We start from the raw sequence: 3,618 nt of genomic DNA, 5'->3' as shown, positions 1-3,618 counted from the left end.
CGCCCGCCGCGGCCGCGGCGGACCGCGCCGACTCGTGGGGTCCGTACTACTCCAGCAACCGCAGGGCCTACGCCCGGGGTACGGTCGACTACCAGGGCGGCGGCGCCTACCTCGTGTCGGGAGGCGGGGTCCGGGTGAGGGGCTACCTCTACGACCGCGACTACCGCACCGGCGGCCAGGGTGGGCTCTGTGCCTACGTGCAGGTCCAGGGATACCGCTCGGGCGGTTACGGCGGCTCCACCGGCTGGGACCGGGGCCGGAACTACCGGCACTGCGGCACGAGCAACTACCGGACGTTCAACTACGACAGCGAATACGCCAGCCAGGCCCGGATCAGGGTCTGCCAGATCCGCCAGAGCGGCGGCCGGCCGGTCTACTGCAGCTCGTGGCGCTACTTCCGCGACTCGGACTACGGCGGCAACTACGGCGGCTACGACCGTTCCGGCGACCAGCCCGGCTACGACCGGTCCGACGACCGGCCCGCCTCCTCCGGTTACCTGCCCAGCGTCTCCGGCCAGGCCCCGGGCTACACGCCGAGCAGCCTCAGCCGGCCGAGCGGCGCCGACCAGCCGAACAGCATCGAGCTGGAGGACGGCGGCGAGCAGAACCTCGACCGGTCGTCCGACCACGGCTACGCGCCGGAGCACACCCTCGACCGGGTGCCCGGCCAGGCCCAGGACTACACGCCCGGCCTGAACGCCGCCGAGCGGCCCGCCAACTGAGCGCGGGTCCCGGCAGGGGCGGCCCGTTCCCCGCAGGGGAGCGGCCGCTCCGCGTCCGCGTCCCGGCCGCTCCCCGGCGCCCCCCGCCCGCGGCGACGGTTGACATCCGGGGCGAGGGCGTGGATCTTAGCTGAGGCCTCCCTATAGTGGATCATCGACGTGGTGATCTCCCGCCGGCCCCCGCCCGCGGGGCCGGTCCCGACCACCCGTTAAGGATCTCTCCGGTATGCACGAGACCCGCACCGTCCGGCACGGCCCCGCGTTCCGGCCGCCGGAGGCCCGGCACACGGACCCGGGCGATGGCTGAGGCGGCGTTCGGCGGCACCCCGCGCCCGCGTCCGCGCTGGTACCACGCGGAGACCGAGCTGGACGACTTCGCGATCGTCAGCTACCGGGTGCCCGCCGAGACGCTCGCCCGGCTGCTGCCCGCCGGCTTCGCCCCGGTGGAGTTCGCCTTCACCGGCGGGAGCGCGGCGCTGGTCTCCGCGGTGGCCTTCCGCGACCGCGACTTCCACTTCCGCTTCTTCCCCCCGGCGGCGATCGACTGCGGCCAGATCAACTACCGCGCCTACGTGACGGCGGGCGGCCGGAAGGGCGTCTGGTTCTTCGGCACGGCCCTGGACCACCCGCTGGCCGTCGTGCCCCGGTGGCTGTGGGACATGCCGTGGCGCCGCGGCCGCATCGAGATCACCGCGGACTGGGAGGCATCCCCGGCGCGCTGGCGGCTGGCCGGCGGCGACGCCCGGTGCGAGGCGGCGGAAGCGGCCGAGCCGCCGTCCCGGCTGGACGGCTTCACCGGCGAGGCGCACTGGATGGAGGAGCTCACCCATCCCACCCTCGGCTGGTACCGCCGCAGGGACGGCCGCGTCGGCACCTACGGCATCTGGCATCCGCCCATGCGCCCGCGGTACCTCACCGCGCGGTCCGCGCGCTTCGGCGTCTTCGAGCGGCTGGGCCTGATCACGCCCGGTTGCGAACCCCACTCGATCCTGGCCCAGCGGCGGATCCACTTCGACATCCACACCCCGCCCCGCCGCTTCGTCCCCGGTGGCTAGGCGCGGATGCTCCGGAAGCGGCGGGGGTGGGGCCAGCCCGACCATCATTCGGGGTGCCGGCAGGGGTTCATGATCCCGGTTGTCCGGAAATCCTGGGGAGTGGACCCGTTCAGTACCTATGAGGCCGAAGGAGAGCCATGACCGATGTCACGACCGCCGATGCCGGAGACCGGACGAGGGGAAGCGACTACGCCGTGCTGTCGCGCCGGATCGTCCAGGCGGGCCTGCTGGAGCGGCGTCCCGGTTACTACGCCGTACGGCTCGGCCTGGTCGGAGCCCTCTTCGCCGGCGGCTGGACCGCCTTCTTCCTGATCGGCGACTCCTGGTACCAGATCCCGGTCGCGGTCTTCCTCGCGGTGGTGTTCGCCCAGATCGCGCTCGTCGCCCACGACCTGGCCCACCGGCAGGTCTTCCGCTCCAGGCGTTCCAGCGAGATCGCCGGCCTGGTGGCGGGCAACCTCGTCATCGGCATGAGCTACGGCTGGTGGATGGACAAGCACACCCGCCACCACGCCAACCCCAACCACGAGGACCACGATCCCGACGTCTCCCCCGAACTGCTGATCTGGTCGGAGCGGCAGGCCCGGGCCAGCCGGGGGATCGCCAGGTTCATCGGCCGCTGGGAGGCGTTCCTGTTCTTCCCGCTGCTGACCCTGGAGGGGGTCAACCTGCACGTGTCGAGCTTCCGGGCGCTGCGCCGCCCGTCGCTGCGCAACCGCGCGGTCGAAGGGCTGCTCCTGGTGGTGCACGTCGCCGCCTACCTCGGCGCGGTGTTCGCGGTGCTCCCGGTGGGCAAGGCCCTGGTCTTCCTCGCCCTGCACCAGGCGGTCTTCGGCGTCTACCTCGGCTGCACGTTCGCGCCCAACCACAAGGGCATGCCGATGCTGACCGGTGAGGACGAGCTCGACTTCCTCCGCCGCCAGGTGCTGACCTCCCGGAACGTGCGCGGCGGCCGGCTGGTCGACAACGCCCTGGGCGGCCTCAACTACCAGATCGAGCACCACCTGTTCCCCAGCATGCCGACCCCGAACCTGCGCCGGGCCCAGCCGATCGTCCGGGCCTACTGCGAGGAGTTGGGCGTGGAGTACCTCGAGACGGGGCTGCTGCGCTCGTACGCGCAGGCGCTGCGGCACATGCACGCGGTGGGCGCGCCGCTGCGCGCGGGGCGCGGAGTCACCCCGCCGGAGGCCGCGGCCGGGGCGGGCGCCCCGGCGGACTGACAACCCGCGGGCGCGCCGCCGGGCAGATGTTGCTGTTAACCCCGCGGCCGGGGACTGTCTAGGGTGCTGAAGGTGAAGGTCGCAGGCAGCGCCGTGCTCGGCGCCGACAGAGATCGCGTGTGGTCCGCGCTCCAGGACCCGGCCGTGCTGGTGCGCACGATCCCGGGGTGCGAGCGCCTGGAGGAGACGGGCCCGGACACCTACCGGATGACGGTCACGGCCGGAGTCGCCTCGATCAAGGGCCTCTACCAGGGTGAGGTCGCCCTGCGCGACCCCGACGCCCCCAGCCGCTTCGTGCTGCGCGCCCGGGGCCAGGGCGCCCCGGGCACGGTGGAGGCCACCGTGGAGGTACGGCTCAGCGAGGCCGACGGCGGCACCCGGATCGACTACGACGCCGAGGCCGTGGTCGGCGGCATGATCGGCGGCGTCGGCCAGCGCATGCTCGGCACGGTGGCCAGGCGGACCGCGGCCGAGTTCTTCGCCGCGGTGGAGCGCCACCTGGTCTCCGGCGGGGCCGTCCCGGGTACGGCTCCCGCCGCGGCCCTCGCCGTGACCGGGTCTCCGGACGCGGCCCTCCCGGCCCCCGGTACGGCTCCGGCCGTCCTCGGGCTCCCGGACGCG

At 73.6% G+C, this 3,618-nt stretch carries 4 protein-coding genes; all 4 read left to right on the top strand.

The features are described 5' to 3' along the window. A partial coding sequence (locus ACWJ6R_RS32410) for a hypothetical protein (RefSeq protein WP_449065868.1) occupies positions 1 to 722 on the top strand: 722 nt, incomplete at its 5' end. 299 nt (positions 723 to 1,021) lie between these two features. Continuing rightward, entirely contained in the window at positions 1,022 to 1,777 is a 756-nt protein-coding gene (locus ACWJ6R_RS32405; RefSeq protein WP_449065867.1) for a DUF2071 domain-containing protein, read from the top strand. 137 nt (positions 1,778 to 1,914) lie between these two features. Next, the gene (locus ACWJ6R_RS32400) at positions 1,915 to 2,997 is read left to right on the top strand and encodes a fatty acid desaturase family protein (RefSeq protein WP_449065866.1); all 1,083 of its coding nucleotides are present in this window, start codon (positions 1,915 to 1,917) and stop codon (positions 2,995 to 2,997) included. Positions 2,998 to 3,069: 72 nt separating this feature from the next. Then, a partial coding sequence (locus ACWJ6R_RS32395; RefSeq protein WP_449065865.1) for an SRPBCC family protein occupies positions 3,070 to 3,618 on the top strand: 549 nt, incomplete at its 3' end.

The sequence above is a fragment of the Planomonospora algeriensis genome (assembly GCF_977012225.1).
The sequence above is the reverse complement of the archived record's forward strand: the minus strand, read 5'-3'. Positions and strand labels throughout refer to the sequence as shown.